Annotated in this window: 17 protein-coding genes and 1 tRNA gene; 7 read left to right on the top strand and 11 right to left on the bottom strand. The window is 74.3% G+C overall.

Features of this window, described 5'->3' with window-relative positions; genetic code table 11:
- The first annotated feature begins 8 nt into the window (after positions 1-8).
- Positions 9-2,285 carry a sunset domain-containing protein gene (locus VKZ81_RS13205; protein ID WP_324241813.1) on the top strand — a complete coding sequence of 759 codons (2,277 nt, stop codon included), beginning with the start codon at positions 9-11 and terminating at the stop codon, positions 2,283-2,285.
- 471 nt (positions 2,286-2,756) lie between these two features.
- On the opposite strand, the gene VKZ81_RS13210 is transcribed toward VKZ81_RS13205, so the two are convergent.
- The 3 genes from VKZ81_RS13210 to VKZ81_RS13220 all read right to left on the bottom strand — a co-directional run bounded on the left by VKZ81_RS13210 (position 2,757) and on the right by VKZ81_RS13220 (position 6,651).
- Entirely contained in the window at positions 2,757-3,830 is a 1,074-nt protein-coding gene (locus VKZ81_RS13210) for a 2-oxoacid:ferredoxin oxidoreductase subunit beta (RefSeq protein ID WP_324241814.1), read from the bottom strand.
- 34 nt (positions 3,831-3,864) lie between these two features.
- Positions 3,865-5,766: a 2-oxoacid:acceptor oxidoreductase subunit alpha gene (locus VKZ81_RS13215; protein ID WP_324241815.1), complete on the bottom strand. Its 1,902-nt coding sequence runs from the start codon at positions 5,764-5,766 to the stop codon at positions 3,865-3,867.
- 129 nt (positions 5,767-5,895) lie between these two features.
- Positions 5,896-6,651 carry an enoyl-CoA hydratase gene (locus VKZ81_RS13220; protein WP_324241816.1) on the bottom strand — a complete coding sequence of 252 codons (756 nt, stop codon included), beginning with the start codon at positions 6,649-6,651 and terminating at the stop codon, positions 5,896-5,898.
- Positions 6,652-6,766: 115 nt separating this feature from the next.
- Here VKZ81_RS13220 and htpX point away from each other — a divergent pair, with 115 nt between their 5' ends.
- Together htpX and VKZ81_RS13230 are read left to right on the top strand one after the other, a co-directional pair.
- A complete protein-coding gene (htpX, locus tag VKZ81_RS13225; RefSeq protein WP_324241817.1) occupies positions 6,767-7,633 on the top strand; it encodes a zinc metalloprotease HtpX in 867 nt (288 codons plus the stop codon).
- Between the two features lie 29 nt (positions 7,634-7,662).
- Entirely contained in the window at positions 7,663-8,514 is an 852-nt protein-coding gene (locus VKZ81_RS13230; protein WP_324241818.1) for an AraC family transcriptional regulator, read from the top strand.
- 161 nt (positions 8,515-8,675) lie between these two features.
- Here VKZ81_RS13230 and VKZ81_RS13235 read toward each other — a convergent pair whose 3' ends face one another.
- The gene (locus VKZ81_RS13235; RefSeq protein WP_324241819.1) at positions 8,676-9,167 is read right to left on the bottom strand and encodes a YajQ family cyclic di-GMP-binding protein; all 492 of its coding nucleotides are present in this window, start codon (positions 9,165-9,167) and stop codon (positions 8,676-8,678) included.
- A gap of 81 nt (positions 9,168-9,248) precedes the next feature.
- On the opposite strand from VKZ81_RS13235, the gene VKZ81_RS13240 reads away from it, so the two are divergent.
- Together VKZ81_RS13240 and VKZ81_RS13245 are read left to right on the top strand one after the other, a co-directional pair.
- A tRNA-Tyr gene (locus VKZ81_RS13240) sits at positions 9,249-9,330 on the top strand.
- A gap of 587 nt (positions 9,331-9,917) precedes the next feature.
- Positions 9,918-10,499: a 2'-5' RNA ligase family protein gene (locus tag VKZ81_RS13245; protein ID WP_324241820.1), complete on the top strand. Its 582-nt coding sequence runs from the start codon at positions 9,918-9,920 to the stop codon at positions 10,497-10,499.
- Here VKZ81_RS13245 and VKZ81_RS13250 read toward each other — a convergent pair.
- From VKZ81_RS13250 to VKZ81_RS13265, 4 genes are read right to left on the bottom strand one after another with little or no spacing between them, the layout of a single operon-like run.
- On the bottom strand, positions 10,492-11,514 hold the full coding sequence (locus VKZ81_RS13250; RefSeq protein WP_324241821.1) for a dihydrodipicolinate synthase family protein: 1,023 nt from the start codon (positions 11,512-11,514) through the stop codon (positions 10,492-10,494). The genes VKZ81_RS13245 and VKZ81_RS13250 overlap by 8 nt on opposite strands.
- Positions 11,514-12,551: an NAD-dependent epimerase/dehydratase family protein gene (locus VKZ81_RS13255; protein WP_324241822.1), complete on the bottom strand. Its 1,038-nt coding sequence runs from the start codon at positions 12,549-12,551 to the stop codon at positions 11,514-11,516. The genes VKZ81_RS13250 and VKZ81_RS13255 overlap by 1 nt, the downstream gene beginning before the upstream one ends.
- Positions 12,548-13,756 (bottom strand): Nramp family divalent metal transporter, encoded by a 1,209-nt coding sequence (locus VKZ81_RS13260; protein WP_324241823.1) that lies wholly within the window; start codon positions 13,754-13,756, stop codon positions 12,548-12,550. Before VKZ81_RS13260 ends, VKZ81_RS13255 begins: the two co-directional genes overlap by 4 nt.
- Before the next feature lie 58 nt (positions 13,757-13,814).
- The gene (locus tag VKZ81_RS13265; protein WP_324241824.1) at positions 13,815-14,678 is read right to left on the bottom strand and encodes a Gfo/Idh/MocA family oxidoreductase; all 864 of its coding nucleotides are present in this window, start codon (positions 14,676-14,678) and stop codon (positions 13,815-13,817) included.
- Between the two features lie 18 nt (positions 14,679-14,696).
- Between VKZ81_RS13265 and VKZ81_RS13270 the strand changes: the two genes are divergently transcribed.
- Positions 14,697-15,734 (top strand): LacI family DNA-binding transcriptional regulator, encoded by a 1,038-nt coding sequence (locus tag VKZ81_RS13270; protein WP_324241825.1) that lies wholly within the window; start codon positions 14,697-14,699, stop codon positions 15,732-15,734.
- A gap of 159 nt (positions 15,735-15,893) precedes the next feature.
- Positions 15,894-16,709 (top strand): hypothetical protein, encoded by an 816-nt coding sequence (locus tag VKZ81_RS13275; protein ID WP_324241826.1) that lies wholly within the window; start codon positions 15,894-15,896, stop codon positions 16,707-16,709.
- Here VKZ81_RS13275 and VKZ81_RS13280 read toward each other — a convergent pair.
- The 3 genes from VKZ81_RS13280 to VKZ81_RS13290 all read right to left on the bottom strand — a co-directional run bounded on the left by VKZ81_RS13280 (position 16,673) and on the right by VKZ81_RS13290 (position 18,476).
- A complete protein-coding gene (locus VKZ81_RS13280; protein WP_324241827.1) occupies positions 16,673-17,215 on the bottom strand; it encodes a GNAT family N-acetyltransferase in 543 nt (180 codons plus the stop codon). The two genes, VKZ81_RS13275 and VKZ81_RS13280, sit on opposite strands and share 37 nt — an antisense overlap.
- Positions 17,216-17,261: 46 nt before the next feature.
- Entirely contained in the window at positions 17,262-17,594 is a 333-nt protein-coding gene (locus tag VKZ81_RS13285; protein ID WP_324241828.1) for a hypothetical protein, read from the bottom strand.
- Positions 17,595-17,690: 96 nt separating this feature from the next.
- Positions 17,691-18,476, bottom strand: coding sequence for an alpha/beta fold hydrolase (locus VKZ81_RS13290; protein ID WP_324241829.1), 786 nt, complete (start codon positions 18,474-18,476; stop codon positions 17,691-17,693).
- Between the last annotated feature and the right edge of the window lie 93 nt (positions 18,477-18,569).

Here is an 18,569-nt window from a genome sequence, read left to right on the forward strand (position 1 = left end):
GCTGCCCGGTGCGCCTCGCCGGATCGTGGTATGCAGCTGGTCCGGCCCCTCACGGGAGAGGATGCGTCGTGGATCAGAGCTGGTGGTGGGTGGTACTGGCCGTCGTGGTCGTCGCGCTGCTCGTCGCGGTGATCCTCCTCCGCGCGCGGCGCAGGCGATCCGCCGAGGGCGGCGCCTCGAACGCCGGGATCGCGGCTGCGGCGGCTGGTGGCGCGGCCGGAGCGGCGGGTGCCGCCGCGGTCGCGGCGGTCCGCGGGGAGGACGAGGCCAGGACCGCCGACCGGCCGGAGGGCGAGGCGATCCCGCACGAGCGCGCTCCCAGCGACGCGGACGAGGGTGGGCGGGCCGCTGATCGGCCGGGAGGCGCCGCCGACGAGACGGGCGCCGGATCGCCGAGCGGTTCGGGCGGGCCGGGAGCGGGCGCGGCCGGGGAGCGGGTCGGGCGGCACGCTGCGGCGGCTCCGGCGGGCGCGGGTGCGGGGAGCGCAGCCGATGGGGGCGCGTCGCCGACCGATCGGCCGGGGGGCGCGGCCGGGGAGCGGGTCGGGCGGCACGCCGCGGCGGCTCCGGCCGGTGAAGGAGCGGGAAGCGCCGGCGCCGAGGCGGGCTCGCGGGCCGATGCGGGCGAGCCGCGGAGCGACCGCCCGGAGGGCGCTGCCTCCTCCGGTCTCGGCGCCGCCGGCCTGGGCGCCGCCGCGGCGGGGGCGTCGGCTGGTGCCTGGGCCGGTTCGGGCGAGCGGGCCGCTGATCGCCCGGAGGGCCCTGTCGAGCGGCGGGCCGGACAGCCGGCCCCGGCCGGTGGGGAGGCGAGCAGCGCTGCCCCTGGGGCGGGCGCGGGCTCGGCGGAACCGGGTTCGCCGTCGGGTTCGGGCGCAGCGCGGGAGGGCGGTGCTCGCGGGCTGGGCGCTGCCGCCGAGGAGGCGCCCGCCGATCAGGACGCGGGGACACGGGCCGAGGCGGGGTCCGGCGGGTCCGGGTCGGGTGGCGTCGAGGTGGGCGCGGGTTCTGCGGAGCCGGGTTCGGGGTTCGACGGGGGCGAGTCGCCGACCGGCCGGTCGGAGGGCGCGGCTGTCGCGGGTTCGGAGCCGGGATCGCGGTCCGGTGTGCGCGTGCCGTCGACCGACCGCCGGGAGGGCGCGGCCATCGCGGGGACGGCGGGGCCGCCCGAGTCCGGGTCGGGTGCCGCCGGGGTGGGCGCGGGTTCTGCGGAACCGGGTTCGGCGTCCGAGGCCGGCGAGATCGCGTCCGAGCGGCAGCAGGGTCCGGCCGGGGCGGCGGCTGCCTCGTGGGCCGCTTCGCCCGCGGGTTCGGCCGAGGGTTCGGAGCGCGGCGGTGCGGGCGTGCCGTCGGCCGATCAACCGGAGGACTCGGCGGCCGGCGTGGGCGGCGCCTCGGGCGGGAGCGCGGCTGATCGGCCCGACGGCGGTGCCGGCTCGGGTGTTGCGGAAGCCGGCGCGGATTCCGCGGAACCCGGTGCTGCGGACGCGGCCCAGGCGGGGCCCGAGCGCGACACCCCGGCCCGGGCGACGAGCGGTGCCGGCGACGTACCGGGGTCGCGCGCGCCGTCGGCCGATCGGCCGGAAGGGGAAGCCGAAGCCGGCGGCCCGGACGCGCGGGCCGGCCGGGTCTCGGCGGCGTCGCCCGAGGAGGGCACGGCGAGCGCCGCCGCCGGTGAGCCGGACACCGGCTCGACGGAGCCGGGCGGCGCCGGGGCAGCCGCCGTCGGCCTGGGCGCCGCCGGGCTGGCGGCTGCCGCCGCGGCGGGTGCGGGCGCGTTCCAGCGCGGCGAGCCCGCCGACGAGGGCGGAGAGGCACCCGCCGACCGACCGGCGGGCGTCCCCGATCGGCGCGCGGAGATCGACGCGGCGGCGGACGCGGCCGGTGCCACCGAGCCGGAGGCGTTCGCGTCGGACGAGCAGCGGTCGGCGCAGATCCCGGCGCCTCGGGAGGAGCAGCAGCCCGAGCCGCGGACCTCCGAGGCGGCGGGGCCGGCGATCGCGGCGCTCGACTCCGGGCTCGTCGGCAGGCCGACCTCCTTCGGTGCCGCCGCCGCGGCCGCGGCCGCCGCCGTGTCGGCCCGCCCGGGGCCCTACCCCGGTTCGCTCCTGCCGGAGCCGGACGGGTCGAGCCCCTCGCCGATGCACGAGATCAAGGCGAACGAGGGCTCGCGCCGCTTCCACACCCCGGATTCGCCGTACTACGTGCGCACCCGAGCGGACGTCTGGTTCCGCACGGCGGAGGAGGCCCGCACCGCCGGCTTCACCGCGTGGGACGAGCGCCGCTGACCGGCGTGCGCTGCGTGACCGCGCGGTGAACGAATCCGGATCGCCGTCGGTGCGATGGCGGTTCTGGCCCCGACCGGGGTGGCCTCGGCCACCGAGATCCTGCCGCTCCCCCGATCACCGCGCCCGCGGGCGGCGTGACCACCACCCCCGCGCCGGACGAGGAGGAGGATGCGGACGACACCGGGTTCACCTCCGCCCCCGAGCCCGACGAGGACTCGACGGACGGCTCGTCGCCGACCACGGACGAGTCCGACGAGTCCGACTCGTCGACCGAGCCGACGACCGAGCCGAGGACGAGGGCGCCGACGAGGACGGGGACGTCGACGAGCTGGTCGAGCCGGCCCCGGCCGAGCCCACGGGTCTGCTCGGCGCTCTCGTGTCGCTGGTGTCGTCGCGGTTCGGCTGACCAGCAGGACGAGAACGGGCCCCGCCGGTGCACTCCGGCGGGGCCCGTTCCGCGTGCTGGTGCGGTCAGCCCGCGATCGTCCAGGTGTCGCGGCCGGTGAGCAGGGCCTGCAGGTCCGCGGAGCCCTTCGCCTTGGCCTCGGCCACCTGGGCGCGGACGGCGTCGTCGTAGGTGGGGCGGTCGGCGTTGCGGAAGATGCCGGTGACGGTGTGGTTGAGGTCCTGGTCCGACAGGCGGGACAGGGCGAACGCCAGGTTGATGTCCGTGGCGTCGTGCACGACGACCTGGTCGGGGTCGACCTCGTTCATCTTCGCGACGGTGAGCCCGAAGCCCTCGCGGACGACGGCGTAGCTGCCGAGCCCGTCCTCGGCGGGCGGGCCGAAGCGGATGGGCTCGCCGTGGCGGACCGGGATCACCCGCTCCTCGGCCTCCTCGCCCTTGCGGAGCACGTCGAAGCTGCCGTCGTTGAAGATCGGGCAGTCCTGGAAGATCTCGACGAGCGCGCTGCCGCGGTGCGCCGCGGCCGCCGCGAGCACCTCGGTGAGTCCCTTCCGGTCGGAGTCGAGGGCGCGCCCGATGAACGTGGCCTCGGCGCCGAGCGCGAGCGAGATGGGGTTGAACGGGTAGTCGACCGAGCCCATCGGCGTCGACTTGGTGATCTTGCCCTGTTCGCTGGTGGGCGAGTACTGGCCCTTCGTCAGCCCGTAGATCCGGTTGTTGAACAGCAGGATCTTGAGGTTGACGTTGCGCCGCAGCGCGTGGATCAGGTGGTTGCCGCCGATGGACAGCGCGTCGCCGTCACCGGTGACGACCCACACCGACAGGTCGGGCCGGGTGGTGGCGAGCCCGGTGGCGATGGCGGGGGCGCGCCCGTGGATCGAGTGCATCCCGTAGGTGTTGAGGTAGTACGGGAACCGCGAGCTGCACCCGATGCCGGACACGAACACGGTGTTCTCGCGCTTGATGCCCAGCGTCGGCAGGAACTGGCGGACCGCGGCGAGCACGGCGTAGTCACCGCAGCCGGGGCACCAGCGCACCTCCTGGTCGGAGGTGTAGTCCTTGGCGGTCTGCTTCGCGTCGGTGGTCGGAACCCCGTCGAGCCCGCCCAGGGTGGGGAGCCCGAGGTCGATCGCGGTCACGATTGCGCCTCCGTGGGAGGGAGTGCGTCCGCCGTCATGCGCGCACCCCGTTGAGGTACTCCAGGAACACGTCCTGCAGCTCTTCTGCCTTGAAGGGAAGGCCTGCGACCTTCGTGTAGCTCTTGACGTCGACGAGGTAGCGGGCGCGCAGCACCGAGGCGAGCTGCCCGAGGTTCATCTCGGGCACCACGACGGTGCGGTAGCGCGACAGCACCTCGCCGAGGTTGGCCGGGAGCGGGTTGAGGTGCCGCAGGTGGGCTTGCGCGACCTTGTGGCCGAGCGCCCGGACCCGGCGGGCGCCGGCTCCGATGGGGCCGTAGGTGGAGCCCCAGCCGAGCACGAGCATCTCGGCGTCGCCGTCGGGGTCGTCGACCTCGACGTCCGGCACCGGGATCCCGTCGATCTTCGCGGCCCGCAGCCGCACCATCCGGTCGTGGTTGTCCGGGTCGTAGGAGATGCCGCCGCGGCCGTCGGCCTTCTCCAGGCCGCCGATGCGGTGCTCGAGGCCCGGAGTGCCGGGCACCGCCCACGGGCGGGCGAGCGTGTCGGCGTCCCGCAGGTACGGCCAGAACTCGCCGGAGCCGTCGGGCGCGTTCGGCTCGGTGGCGAACCCGGGGTCGAACCGCGGCAGCGACTCCGCGTCCGGCACCTTCCACGGCTCCGAGCCGTTGGCCAGCGAGCCGTCGGACAGCAGGATCACCGGCGTGCGGTAGGTGACGGCGATCTTCGCGGCCTCCAGCACGGCGTCGAAGCAGTCGCCCGGCGAGCGGGGCGCGATCACCGGCAGCGGGGCCTCGCCGTTGCGGCCGTGCAGCGCCTGCAGCAGGTCGGCCTGCTCGGTCTTGGTGGGCAGGCCGGTGGAGGGCCCGCCGCGCTGCACGTCGACGACGAGCAGCGGCAGCTCGAGGGCGACCGCGAGGCCGATCGTCTCGGACTTCAGCGAGATGCCCGGGCCCGACGTGGTGGTGACGCCCAGCGCGCCGCCGAACGCGGCGCCCAGCGCCGCGCCGACGCCCGCGATCTCGTCCTCGGCCTGGAACGTGGTGACGCCGAAGGCCTTGTGCTTCGACAGCTCGTGCAGGATGTCCGACGCCGGGGTGATCGGGTACGAGCCCAGGAAGACCGGCAGCCCCGACAGCTGCCCCGCCGCGACGATCCCGTAGGCGAGCGCGGTGTTGCCGGTGATCTGGCGGTAGGTGCCGACCTCCAGCTTCGCCGGCGCCACCTGGTAGGTCACCGCGAAGGCCTCGGTGGTCTCGCCGTAGGCGTGGCCCGCGCGGAAGGCGAGGATGTTGGCCTCGGCGAGCTCGGGGCGGCGGGCGAACTTCTCGCGCAGGAACCGCTCGGTGCCCTCGTGCGGCCGGTTGTACATCCAGGACAGCAGGCCGAGGGCGAACATGTTCTTCGCCCGCTCCGCGTCCTTCTTGGACAGACCGGTGCCCTCCAGCGCGCCGCGGGTGAGCGTGGCCATCGCCACCGGGTACACCGTGTACTGGTCGAGCGACCCGTCCTCGAGCGGGTTGGACTCGTAGCCGACCTTGGTGAGGTTGCGCTTGGTGAACTCGTCGGTGTTGGCGATGAGGATGCCGCCCGGGGGCAGGTCGCCGATGTTGGCCTTCAGCGCGGCCGGGTTCATCGCGACGAGCACGTCCGGCCGGTCGCCCGGCGTCAGGATGTCGTAGTTCGCGAAGTGCAGCTGGAACGACGACACGCCCGGCAGGGTGCCGGCGGGCGCCCGGATCTCGGCGGGGAAGTTCGGCAGGGTGGACAGATCGTTGCCGAACGCCGCGGTCTCGGAGGTGAAGCGGTCGCCCGTGAGCTGCATGCCGTCACCGGAGTCGCCGGCGAAGCGGATGACGACGCGATCGCGCTCCACCACCTCACGTCCGCCGCCGGACGCTGCTGGAAGGTGGTCGACGGCGGTGTCAGAAGTCATTCGAGGTCGGTCCTCGGGTCGACGGGGCGTGATGAGTCTTGTCTTCCCACGTTAGCTCGACCTGACTCGGGGTGTCGTCGGCCCCCGGTCGATGTCACACCGGGTCGTTCGCCCCGTTCCGGGCATCTGTTACCGGCCCGACCTGCTGATCGACGCCTGGAGCTTCGCGAGCCGGTCGCGGAACTCCGGCGAGCGCACCGACTCGGCCTGCGCGCGCACCTCGACCTCGACCGCCTCGGCCTGGGTGGCCATGGCGGAGGTGAGCCGCAGCGTGGACTTCGTGGTGCGCACCAGGTCGCGCGGGGCGGCGGCGGCGCGGGCGGCCAGCTCGACCGCGGCGCCCACCACGTCGTCGGCAACGCGGTGCACCAGCCCGATCCGCTCGGCCTCCGCGGCGTCGACGACCTCGCCGAAGAGCGTGAGCGCCGCGGCGCCCTGCGGGCCGAGCACCCGCTGCACCATCCACGTGTACCCGCCGCCGGGGTGCAGCCCCAGCTGCAGGAAGCGGGACTCGAACCGCGCCCGGGGACCGGCGAGCCGCAGGTCGCAGGCCAGTGCGAGGTTCAGGCCCGCGCCCACGGCCGCGCCGTTGACGGCCGCGATCGTGGGCAGCGGGCACTCGGCGACGGCGATGAAGCCCGCGTAGACGGTGTGCAGCGTCTCGGGGTCGGCGGTGGCGAGCTCGCTCAGGTCGCCGCCCGCGCAGAACGCCGGGTCCTCGCCGGTCACCACGATCGCGCCGACCGCGTCGTCGGCCGTCGCGGCGCGGACGGCGTCGGCGAGCTTGCGGGACAGCTCGATGTTGAGGGCGTTGCGCCGCTCGGGGTTGGACAGCGTGAGGACGGCGACGCCGTCGGTGGTCTTCGTGCGGACGTCGGTGGCCATTCCCGCATCCTGCCTCGGACGGCCCGGCCGCGCGCGGAGGCGTCGGTCACGGCCGCCGCGGAACACGTCCCGGTGGTTGCTCGTTGAATGAGCCGGGGGAGGAAGGGACCCGGAAGTGCACAAGTCGATGAACGGGCTGAAGACAGCCGTCCTGCTGGGCGGTCTCTCGGCGCTCGTGCTCCTCGTCGGCTCCCTCCTCGGGGGCCGCTCGGGGCTGATGATCGCCCTGCTCGTCGCGCTGGGCATCAACGGCTACGCGTACTTCAACTCCGACAAGCTCGCGCTGCGCGCCATGCACGCCCGGCCGATCACCGAGCCGGAGCACCCCGTGATGTACCGGATCGTGCGGGAGCTGTCGCAGGCCGCGCGCCAGCCGATGCCGCGGCTCTACGTGAGCCCCACGGCGGCGCCCAACGCCTTCGCCACCGGGCGCAGCCCGCGGCACGCCGCGGTGTGCGCCACCACCGGCCTGCTGCAGCTGCTCGACGAGCGCGAGCTGCGCGCCGTGCTCGGCCACGAGCTCTCGCACGTCTACAACCGCGACATCCTCATCTCGTCGGTGGCGGGTGCGCTCGCCTCGATGGTCAGCTTCCTGGCCAACATGGCGATGTTCGCCGGGCTGTTCGGCGGCAACGACGAGGACCGGCCCAACCCGATCGCCCTGCTGCTGATCTCGCTGCTGGGCCCGATCGCGGCCGCCATCGTGCAGATGGCGGTGAGCCGGTCGCGGGAGTTCCAGGCCGACGCGAGCGGCGCCGAGCTCACCGGCGACCCCCTCGCGCTGGCGTCGGCGCTGCGCAAGCTCGAGCGCGGCACCCAGCTCGCGCCGCTGCCGCCCGAACCGCAGCTGGTCTCGCAGTCCCACCTGATGATCGCGAGCCCGTTCCGCGCGGGTGAGCAGATGACCCGGCTGTTCTCCACCCACCCGCCGCTGCGCGAGCGGATCCGGCGGCTGGAGGAGATGCACCTGCAGCGGCGCTGACCGTCGGGCCCGCGGGGCATCCTGGTCGGGTGCCCGATCCGAACGTCGCCACCACCAGCGAGCACGGCATCCTCGGGGTGCGTGCCGGGGCCGAGCCGCACCCCGGGGACGTCGGCCACTGCCTCGACCGCTTCCCGCCCGCCGCCGACCTGGCCGGCCTCGTCGAGCGCCACTGGCTGGTGTCCTGGGAGCTGCCGCCGGGGCGCGAGGGGTCGGTCACGCTCCTGCCGCACCCCTGCGTCAACCTCGTGCTCGACCGGGGAAGGCTCGCGGTGGCCGGCGTCGGGGAGGAGCGCTTCACCTACGTCTACCGCGGCACCGGCCGCGTCTCCGGCGTCAAGTTCCGCCCCGGCGGGTTCCTGCCGTTCCTGCGCAGGCCGCTGGTCGAGATCACCGGCAAGACGTTCCCGGCCGAGCAGCTGTGGGGGCCCGCCGCCACCGCGCTCGCCGAACGCATGGCGGCCGCCCGCGGCGTCGACGAGCTCGTCGCCCTCGTCGAGGGCTTCCTGCGGGAGCGGTGGCCGCCGCCGGACCCCCAGGTGGAACTCGTCCAGCGGATCGTCGCGACGCTGCTGCACGACCGCACGATCACCCGCGTCGACGACGTCACCGAGATGTTCAACCTGAGCCCGCGCACGCTGCAGCGGCTGTTCCAGCGCTACGTCGGGGTGAGCCCGAAGTGGGTGCTGCGCCGCTACCGCCTGCACGAGGCCGCCGCCGCGCTCGCGCGGGAGCGGCACCGGCCGTGGGCGGAGGTGGCCGCCGAGCTCGGCTACTTCGACCAGAGCCACTTCATCCGCGACTTCGCCGCGGCGATCGGGATGACGCCGGTCGCCTACGCGCAGGCGTGCCGGCGCCTGCAGGCCCCGGTGAGCACCTGACACCGTGCCCGGCGCCGTCGGGTGCGCCATGCCGGCGGCGTGGAGCTTCGGGTGCGACCTGGAGCCCGGGAGTTCAGGAAAGCCACATTCACGAAGCTGCGCTTCGTGAAGGTGGCTTTCCTGCAACGGCGCCCGCGCCGCGCGCTTCCGTCGGGGGCGGGTCAGCGGTAGTTGGTGAACTGGAGCGCGATCCCGAAGTCCTTGCTCTTGAGCAGTCGGATCACGGCCTGCAGGTCGTCCTTCTTCTTGCCCGACACCCGCAGCTGGTCGCCCTGGATCTGGGCCTGCACGCCCTTGAGCTTCTCGTCCCGGATGGCCTTGCTGATCTCCTTGGCCTTCTCCGTCGAGATCCCCTGAAGGATCTTGGCCCCGATCTTGTAGGTCTTCCCGGACGCCGTCGGCTGGCCCACGTCCAGCGCCTTGAGCGAGACGCCCCGCTTGACCAGCTTCTCCTTGAACACCTCGACCGCGGCCTTGGCGCGCTCCTCGGTCTCGGACTCGATGGTCACGGCCTCCTCACCCGCCCACGCGATCGAGGTCCCCGTGCCGCGGAAGTCGAACCGCTGCGAGAGCTCCTTGGCGGCCTGGTTGAGGGCGTTGTCGACCTCCTGCCGGTCGACCTTGCTCACCACGTCGAACGACGGGTCTGCCACCGGGTTCCTCCTCCCGACCGGGCCCCTGCAGAACCCGGTTGGTCGCTGTCGTATCCTCGTGTCCGCGCCACGGCGCGCCCGGGCGGGTTGCCCGAGTGGCCAAAGGGAGCGGACTGTAAATCCGTCGGCTCAGCCTACGAAGGTTCGAATCCTTCACCCGCCACACCCGGGCGAGCGGCCCCGGGCCAGCGGAAACGCCGGCCCGGGGCCGCTCTTGTCTCGTCGGCTGTGTCCGAGCGTGTCCGGCCCGTCACGGGTGTCCACGGACTGTTCACGGACCGATCTTCATCCGCCGGCGCGGAGCGCGGCTCCACCCGACGGCGCACGGCGTCGTCCTGCCCGGCGATGCCCTGACGCCCTCGCTCGGGCGGAGCGCGGCGTCGTACCCGACCGCGAAGAACGCCTCCAGGTGCGGCGGAAGCCCGCGGACGGCTGCGAGCGCGTCAGCTCGGCGAAGTCGTGTAGTTGCGGCGAGCGTGTTCGTCGGAGCTGAATCCGGTCAGGGGGCACCGGGTCGCCGGCTCATGCCCAGGTGGTGCCCGACGTGGTAGCCGAGACGGCCGGAGACGCGGAGGAACTGGTCGTGGACGTCGGCGTGCTCGGCTGGCCGAGGGGCGGGTCAGGGCGTCTCCGGTGGGACGGTAGGAGACCCGCAGGATCTGCCCGGCGCTGTTCGCACCGAAGCGGTCACGACGGTCGGGCGGTGGACGCGATCGTCGTGTGACGTCGATGCACGTGGAGGGTGACCCCATGACCGATCCCCGCACCCTCCCGAACGACCGCTTCGGATACGGCGTCTACTCGCTGGTCGCCCACGCCTCCCCGGAACAGGTGCGGTTGGTCGCCGAGGTGCGGGAGGCGGTCGGTCAGGCACGCGCGGTCATCCCGGCGCACGTCACGATCCGGGGCACCTTCTACGGGATCGACGGCCTCGACCGGATGCGCGGGCTGCTGAGACGGACGGCGGCCTCGCTGGAACCGGCCCGGGTCGAGTTCGGCCCCGGCGGCTGGGAGCTCCTCAGCGAGGGCGGAGGCCGCCACGCGTGTGCGCTGCCGTGCGTGACGTCACCGGAGCTGCGGTCGCTCCACGAGGCCTTCGACGCGGTCATCCGGCCCAACTCCCACGACGCCTACGGAGGCGCCTACCGGGCCCACCTGACGCTGTGCCAGGACTGCACCCGCGATCAGGCCCGGCAGGCCCTGGAGCTGATCGCCCGCCAGGACTTCGGCGCCGGGTTCGCCTTCGACTCCGTGGAGCTCGTGGGACGGGTCGGGCCGGCCTTCGGGGGTGGGTGGACGGTGATCGAGTCGTTCCCCCTCGCCCCTAGCTGAGCCAGCGGTCCCGGTGCTGCGCGACGAACTCCTCGTCCAACCAGGCGGGGAAGCGCTCGCGCACCTCCCGGATGCGCTCCCGCTGGCCCGGTGAGAGGCGCTCGGCCGCGGAGAGGCAGCGGGCGGAGCGCAAAAGGCCCTGCTGGCGCAGCACCTCGTTGACGCCGGCCACGCAGCCGGCGAAGGCGTGGTCGACGTCGAAGACGGCGGCGTTGACCTCGACGAGGTCCGCGGCGCCTGCGAGCAGCGCGGCCGGCACGGCGCCTGCGTCGCGGGCGGCGCGCACCCGGGCGACGAGCTCCACCGCTGCCGCGGTGCCGACCGCCCACTGGCCGAGCAGCCCGCCCTCGGTGCGGATCTCGCGGGTCTGCCCGCCGACGGTGCGGCGCACGGGCGTGACCAGGTCGTGCACGATCGCGTCGTCGTTGCCGGTGAGCACCGCGACGTCGGCCCACCGGTCGTGCTCCAGCAGCGCCTGCACGACGTCGTTGTGGCGGTACCGGTCGAACGGGGCCGACTTGACGGCCACGACCGTCTCGATGTCGAACAGGTCCTGCCAGAAGGCGCGGTCGAGCCGGCGGCCGCCCACGCTCTCCTGCAGGTAGAAGCCGATCGTCGGGAGGACCTCGCCCACCGCGCGGGCGCGTTCCAGGAGCACCTTCTCGGTCGGCTCCCGCACCCCCCACGGGCACAGCAGCGCGGCCTCGTAGCCGAGCGCGGCCGCGGCCTCGGCCTCGCGGACCGCGTCGGCGACGTCCCCGCACACGCCCGCGACGAGCAGCCGGCCGCGGGCGGCTTCGGCGGCGAGCCCCAGCACCTCGGTGAAGAGCCCCTGGTCGGCGTGCAGCTCGAACTGCGTGGTGTGCACGCCGACGGCGACGCCGTGCGCGCCCGCCTCGACGTAGTACCGGGTGAGCGCCCGCTGCGCGACGAGGTCGACGGCGCCGTCCTCGGTGAGCGCGAGCGGGTGGGCCGGGATGACGACCCCGCCCCGGAACCGGTCGGACGCCGGCATCAGAACCGCCCTTCCCGCTGCTGGAACTTCGTCGGCTTGCCCAGCTGGCGCCCGCCCGCGCCGACCCAGTCGGCCACCCAGTCGACGAGCCGTCGCAGCGGCACCGTCGGGTAGCCGAAGCGCTCGTGGCACTCGCCCGCGTCGCTCAGCAGCGCGTCCGGCGCCTCGGTGCCGGAGAAGGTGGGTTCGACGCCCATCCGCTCGGCGAGCAGCGTCGCCAGCCGCCGCACCGGGACGGTCTCCGGGCCGGTCGCGTTGAGCACGTGCGGCGGCACGCCGGCCAGGGTCACGCTGCGCAGCGCCCACGCGTTCACGTCGCCCTGCCACACGACGTTGACCGCGGGCATGGTGAGGTCCACCGGCTCGCCCGCCGCGAGCTTGACCGCGATGTCGGCGATCACGCCGTAGCGCAGCTCGCAGGCGTAGTTCAGCCGGAAGACCGTGGTGGGGGTGCCCCACTCGTGCGCGGCGTGCGTGAAGATCCGCTCGCGGGCGAGGCAGGACTGCGCGTACTCCCCGACCGGGTCGGCCGGGTCGTCCTCCACCGCCCCGCCCGCGGCGAGCGGGCGCAGCGGGTAGACGTTGCCGGTGGAGTAGACCACCGTCGGCACCCCGCGGTAGCGCGCCGCGACGAGCGTGGGGATGGCCGCGTTGGACCACCACGTCCTGTGCTCCTGGCCGCTGGTGCCGAACTTCATCGCCGCGAGGAAGTACACCGCCGCCGCGTCGGGCAGGTCGGCGTAGGAGGCCGGGTCGGCGAGGTCCACCGCGAGCGTGCGCACGCCGTCGGCCTCCAGGCCCTTCCGCACATCGGCGTCGGAGAACCGGGACACGGCGAGGACCTGCGCGTCCGAGCCCGCGTCGTCGAGCGCCCTGCGGGCCATCCGGGCCATCGACGGGCCGATCTTGCCGCCCGCGCCGAGCAGGACGATGTCGCCCCCGACGCCGGCCAGCGCCTCGGCCACGCCGGGGACGGGACGGGAGAGGCGTTCCTCGAGCGCGGCCTCGTCGACGGGCCGCTTCTCCGGTTCGGTCACAGCAGGTTCCCCAGGTAGGTCAGGGCGAGCGCGAGCAGGAAGGCGATGCCGGCGCAGGCCAGCGCCGTCTGGGCGACGCCGAGCCGCAGCCGGCCGCGGTCGGCGTGGCGGGCGAGCGCCACCAGCACGATCCCGATGAGCGGCACCGCGAAGATCGTCACGGCCTGCGCGGTGACGATGAGCTGGACCGGGATCCCGCCGAAAACGATCGCGACGACGCCGCCGATGACCATCACGGCCGTGATGCAGGCCTTGACGCGGGCCGAGGACAGCCCGCCGGACTCGATGCCGAGCGCACCGGCGATCATGTGGCCGCCGATCGTGCTGTTGCCGACCAGCGACGAGAACGCGGCGGCCCACAGGCCGACCGCGAACAGCGCCGACGCCCAGCCCCCGACGGTGGGTTCGAGGATCGACGCGATGGTCGCCGGGGACGTCACCGCGACACCCTCGGGGTGCAGGACGGCCGCGGCCGCCAGCATGATCATGAGCGAGAGGGCGCCGAGCACGACGGTGCCGGTGACGGCGTCGCGGCGCGCCTCCCGGTAGTCCTCGGCGCTCCAGCCCTTCTCGCGCACGAGCTGGATCTGGTAGAGCGCCCCGACCACCGAGAACGTGGTCGCGGCCAGGCCGACCACGATCGCGACCGATCCCGTGGGCAGGCTCGGCACCAGCCCGGCGAGCACCGCCCCGACGTCCGGCCGGCTCGCCACCGCCGTCACGACGAAGACGACCAGCATCACGCCGACGATCGCGACCATCAGGGTCTCGAGCTTGCGGTAGAACGACGGCAGCCACAGGAACCCGATCGCGAGCAGCGTGAACAGCGCGGCGAACAGCGCGACGTCGCCGCCGAAGAGCACGTTCGCCGCCGCGCCGGTCCCCACCGAGTTGCCCGCCTGGAACGACGCCGTCACGAGGAACGACCCGATCCCGACCAGTACACCGACCGCACGGGTGTAGCGCCGGGACACCGTGGCGACCGGCCCGCGGTCGGTGGTGAGGCCGATGCGCACCGACAGGTCCACGAAGCAGAGCATCAGGACCGTGGCGATCACCGGTACCCAGACGAACTGGTAGGCGTGCTGCGCGCCGATCGAGCTCGCGGTCGTGATGCTGCCGGGCCCGAACACGAGCGCCGCCGTGACGAACGCGGGGCCGAGCCGACCCCGGGAACGCGCGGTCGTCTTTCCGCCAGCTGTCATGAGAAAACCTTTTCTACGAGGTGCGGAGACCGTAGAGCCTCGTGCGGGGCGGCGTCAACTACGGCCGGGCCAGCCCGGCCCCCAGTCGTTCGACCAGGTGCACCGGCGCGAGCAGGTCCTCGTCCGGCTGGGCGGACGACGGCTCGGCGCACGCCGCGAGGAAGGCCTCGGCGGCGGGGAGCAGGTAGTCGCGCCCCAGGTCGATCACCTCGGTCCGGGCGCCGTCCGCGGTGACGGCGCCGAGGTGGAACGGGACGGGCGCGCCGGCGCCCGGGGGTACGAACGTGCACGTCACCGGCGTGCCCGCCAGGACGGTGGTGGCCACGACCGCCCGCGGGGTGCGCTGCACCGCCATCGGGGCGCGCTCGTAGCCGGCCGGGCCGAGCACCTCGACCGCCGCCTCGAGGAGGTGGATCCCGTAGAACGCGATGCCGGAATAGGGGCTCGCCGGGTCCGCGGGCCCGACCAGGTGCAGGTGCCGCAGCTCGCCCCGGGCCGCCAGCCCGGCCGCGCGCCGCACGGCCGCGGGGAAGCGCAGCGCCGAGCGCGACCAGACGAGGGCGCCCGCCCTGCGGGCGGTGTCGATCAGCGCCCGCGCGTCCGCGACGGTGGTGGCGAACGGCTTGTCCACCCACACCGGCAGCCCCGCGGCGAGCAGCGGCCCGGCCAGCGCGCGGTGCGTCGCGCCGTCGCGGGTCAGCACCAGCGCGGCGTCGACGGCCCCGACCAGCGCGTCCGGCGAGCCCACCACCAGTGCCGGGTCGATCCCGGCCGTGCGCGCGTCGACGTCGACCGGGGCCACCGCGACCACCCGGGCCCCCGGCGGCCGCCCCTCTCCGTTGACCAACCGCAGCAGCTCGGCGGTGTGGCTGCTCTCCGCCCCGACGATCCCGATCCGCAGCACGTCCCGCGCACCTCCCACGTCCCTATCCTTCTCGACGTGGCGGTCAACCTGCGCGACGTCGCACGCCGGGCCGGTGTGTCGGTGCCCACGGCGTCGCGCGTCCTGTCCGGGAGCGACTACGCGGTTCGACCGGAGCTGCGCGCCCGGGTGGAGCAGGCCGCCCGCGAGCTGCACTACGTACCGAACGCGCACGCCCGCGCCCTGCTGGGCGGCAACCTCGCCACCGTCGGCGTGCTCGCGGGCGACGTCGGCGACCCCTACTTCTCCCAGATCATCGACGGGGTCCAGGAGCTGGCCTCCCGGCACCGGTTGCTGGTGACCATCTGCAACACCGGCCGGGACGTCGACCGGGAGCTCGAGTACCTCACGCTCCTGCACACCCACCGCACCGGCGTGATCATCATCGCCGGGAGCGAGCTGGTGGACGAGCGCTACCGGACCGGCCTGCGGGAGCGGGTGCGGGCGTACCTCACGACGGGTGGTCGGGTCGTGGCCATCGGGCACCCCGACCTCGACGTCGACGGGGTGCTCGTCGACAACGCCCGCGGCGCCCGCGAGCTCGGCGAGCACCTGGCCGCGCTCGGGCACCGCGAGGTGGGGGTGCTGGCCGGCATCGCGAACCTGACCTCGACGATCGACCGGATCGACGGCCTGCGCACCGCGCTCGAGGCGCGCGGCGGCACCGTGCACGTGCGCCACGTCCCCGCCACCCGGGACGGCGGCCGCGACGGCGCGGCGCAGCTGCTCGCCGAACACCCGGGGATCACCGCGCTCGTCGGCACCGCGGACCAGATGGCGGTCGGGGCCATGGCGCACCTGCGCGCGAACGACGTCGACGTCCCGGGCCGGGTGTCGGTGGCGGGGTTCAACGACATCCTGATCGCGCAGGACGTCACCCCTCCGCTCACCACGGTGCGGCTGCCGCTGGAGGACATGGGCGCCACCGCGCTGCGGCTGGCGATGGACACAGCCGGGTCGGACGTCCCGCGCACCCGCCGGCTCACCCCGCAGCTCGTGGTCAGGTGCTCGACCGGGCCGGCGGCGACGAGCGACGCCACCCGGCGCACGTCGTAGTCGCGCGAGGCGGACCCTAAATCCGCCTTGTCGCTCCCCGAATTCCCGCTACCACGATTGCTGTCTCCTCGGAGCGTGCTTACGTTCGAACCACCGGCGTCGTGATGGGTGTCACACGCCGGGAACTCGATTTCCGATCGAGATCACGGGGGTGGAATCGTGCACGCAGGGAACCGGGGGCAGATTCGGATCAAGGTGAAGCTGGACGGGTGGGGGATGCGCTCGTTCCCGACGCACAAACCCGGCCCCTTCTATTCGGTGCGCGAAGCGCGGCCGGACGACCACGACGACCGCTGCGTCCGGGGCACAGCTGACGAGCTGAGCGCGTGGCGGGATGCCGAACTCGCCTTCAGGGAAGCCGTGGACGCGGCGGCGCGCGCGTACTCCGACGCGGTGTCCAGGTGGCGGTGGCTGCCGGGTCAAAATTGGCGGGTCCGGCGGGCGTGCCAGGCATTTCAGCAGGCGCTGGACGCCGCGGAAGCGGCGTACCGGCCCGTCCGCGACGAGATCCGCGGGCGGGAGGCGGCGCGCGAGGAGGAGAAGCGACGCGCCCGGGAGGAGCTGGCCGAACTGCGGAAGGCCTGTGCGGAGCGGGCGATCTGGGGTTGGTCCACGGTCGATTCGCGTACCGTGCGCGTTTTCGAATCGAAGGAACAAGGGCTGACCGCTGCGGAACTGGCCGAGGCGCTTCGCGGCATGTACGAATCCGGGATCAGGGACGTTCAATGGGATCGAGCGGCCACGGCGGCGGTCGCCCGCGCCTGCACGCGACCGGGAACACAACCGAACGGCCGGGAGTTCGAGGAATGGTGGCGATCGGTCGCCGGGTGGGGTGACCCGTGGACGATTCCGGCGCCGCCCCGTGCCTGCACCGGCCGACTCACCGGTGTCACCGGCCACCTCAGCAGCTTCGGGGGCGGGTACGACGGCGGTGGCGGTTATTCCGGAGGCGCCTGCTTCGGGGTCACCCTCTGAGTCGCTCGATGCGGTCCGCCGACCGTCGCCGCGAGCGCCGCGACGAGAACGGCGGCCGGGTTGCCGGGCTCCCACCCGGGCAGGGGGTCGATGGTGTCCACGTGGACGAAGCCGCGTGCCGTCCAGAACCGGTACGTGGCGTCGTACGGCGCGTACCCGGCGGCCGGGGCGAGCGTCTTGACCTCGACGAGCAGCGTGCCGGCCCGGCGCAGGTCGTCGAGGACGTGCTCGACCAGCGCGGTGCCGATGCCGCGGCCTCGCCGGGATGCCTCGGTCGCGGCCGAGAGGATCTCGGCCGCGCGGCGCCCGCGGCGCTCGACGAGGGCGAACGCGACGACCCGGCCACCCTCGGTGACGACCCACGGGCGGTGCGCGGTGGCGTCGGCGCGGATCTTCTCGACGGCGGCCGGCGTGAAGAAGTCGAGGAGACCGGTGGCGATGTCGGCGCAGGCCGCTGCGTCGCCGGCGGTTCCCGCCCGCACCCGCCTCGCCGAGGACCCGGTCACGACGACGATCGTCGGCCATGTGAGCGCCTCGACGCCGGCCGGGTCCTCACGCGGCCGGGGTGATGCGCAGCGTCACGTCGTCGCCGTCCAGCTCGACGAGCCGCACCCGCACGTCCCCGACCACGGTGTCCCGCCCGGCCGGCACCGCGTCCACCTCGCCACCCGAGGCCACGACGACGGCGCCGGCGCTGATCACCTCGACGTCCACGGCGCGCTCGAACGACCCGAGGTCCACCTCGACGGTCTGCTTCCCGGAGAGCTCGACGGTGCACCCGCCCGAGTCGCAGGCGGTCCGCGACGTGGTGCAGCCCACGAGCGCGGCGATGGCGACCAGCGCGACGACGCCGCTGCGGACGGCCGGGCGGGGAAGGGGTCGCATCGGAACCTCCGGTGACGTGTGACGGTCGATGCCTTTCCCGACCCGGCCGGCCACCGGCGGGTTGGGGTCCGCGGCCCCGACCCGGGTACGCCGACGTCACGCCTGGGGGACGGCGACCGGCTCGGGCAGCTCCGCCCAGAAGTCGGTCAGCGCCCGGGCGACCGGCGCAGGCGTCTCCTCCGGCCACCAGTGGCCCACGCCTTCCAGGTGCGCGATCCTCGCGCCCGCCTGGCGCGCCGCCCACTCGTGCTGCGCCACCGTCCCGCTGGCCCGCCCGACGTCGTCGAGGGCGATGAGCGCGAGCCCCGGACGCTGCGCGGCGCGGGGGAGGTGTCGTCCCGCCTCGGCCATCGCCGGCTGGCGCGCCGACCGCAACAGTGCGAGAACGGCCTGCCCCATCCCGGGGTCCATGCCCGCCGCGACCCGCTCGGCCATGCGCCCGGTCATGCCGAGGGACGACGCCACGGCGATCCGCTGCTGCAGGTCGCCGCCCCAGATCTGGTGCACCGACGCTTCCCCCGCGCCCTCCTGCTGCCACACCTGCGCCCGCGGGTGCCAGACGTAGTCGGGCGCGAACACGCCGAGGGCGTCGGAGGCCCAGCTGCGGATCAGGTCGGGACGGCTCATGGCCAGCGCTGCGACGTGGATCCCGCCCCAGTCGTGGCCGACCAGGTCGACCGGGGCGCGGAACAGCTCGAGCTGGGACGCGAGCCATTCGCGGTAGGTCGTGGCCGACGGGGCGAAGCCGCGGGGAGCGGGGACGCCGAACCCGGGCGGGGACAGGGTGACCGCATCCGGCCGGCCGAGCTCCCCGATGAGCGGGCCCCAGATGACCGCGGACTCGGGGTTGCCGTGGACGAGGACGAGGGGAGTGCGCGACACGGGGGCACCTCTCAAAAACTTGTTAGCTGACACGCAAGTTACCGTAGCCGATCGGTCCGACAGGTGGGCGCGCGTTGTGGATATGCTTCGCCG

The sequence above is a fragment of the Pseudonocardia sp. genome (genome assembly GCF_035305885.1).
GTDB lineage: Bacteria > Actinomycetota > Actinomycetes > Mycobacteriales > Pseudonocardiaceae > Pseudonocardia.